1 protein-coding gene is annotated in these 1,087 nt (G+C 34.3%); it reads right to left on the reverse strand.

The features are described 5' to 3' along the window. Window positions 1-661, reverse strand: a 661-nt coding sequence (locus tag CN288_RS26335) for a GH25 family lysozyme (protein WP_303745784.1), incomplete at its 3' end; no start/stop codon positions are given. Window positions 662-1,087 lie beyond the last annotated feature (426 nt).

Consider the following 1,087-nt stretch of genomic DNA (forward strand, 5'->3'; position numbering starts at 1 on the left):
TGATTGTACCAATCATTTTTATTTGCCAGTCAGACGGTAATGTCACATTTTTACGAGTATCTACATCTGTAGGATCAGAACCATTTCCTATGAACCATTCAAGAGATTTATTTCCATTCAAGTAGTTTAAATCTACATTACCAGATACACCAGCAAGTATACCTGTTTCGGTATATTGCCAAATATCACAACTATAAGCAGGTTTACTGCCACCGTAACGAGGAATCCATAGGAAGTCTGCACTTACACTATTTAATCCATAACTTGTATACATGTGATGTGATACGTATAATCCAACTTTCCAACCTGCTACACGACAAGTATCAATGAAAGCCTGAGACGCTTTTGCCAAATTAGTTGGCCCACAACTAGCGAGTGTATCATCTTCTACATCTAATACAAGAAACTTTGCATCCTTGTCAGCACGTGCCATAAAATCTTTTGCTTCCACAATAGCGTCTTGAACGCTTACATAACATCCATAAGCATAATGGCCAAATGGCACTCCATATGCTTTACAGCCTTGTATATACTCTTTGTAGCGTGTATCGATTTTATTAGATCCATATTGTACGCGAATAATAGCAAGGTCTAATTCTTTACTCGCTTCTGCCCAATCAATAGTTCCATTATGATGTGATATATCTGCTATTTTCTTCATTCTTACATACTCCTTTTTTAAATTATTGGAAGGAATTTTCCCTTTCTGCTAATGGTCTATCTTTGAATTAATTTACAAAATCACAAAAAAACAGTCTAAAACTTCTCCTTTTCTCTATAGTTAACACCTTAGGAAGAAGTCCACTTAGTAGCTATCAACGTAAAATCCTTATATCCAAGTTCTTTCTATAGCAAAACTATTTTTAAGTTTATCGTTATTGATGTAAAATAAAAAAGAGCCACTCAAACGAGCAACTCTAATCTTTTATTCTTATCTAACATCAAAATGTTTTTCTTTTAACCACGTTCTTTTTCCAATATACGGCATATTTTGTTCATACCAAGCTGCACTTAAAATAGATATCTCACCCATTTAACATAGTCTGCTTTATTAATCCAACCCCACGGTTTAGTTACATGTAACCAA

The organism is Bacillus sp. AFS023182 (genome assembly GCF_002560575.1).
Classification (GTDB): Bacteria; Bacillota; Bacilli; order Bacillales; family Bacillaceae_G; genus Bacillus_A; species Bacillus_A arachidis.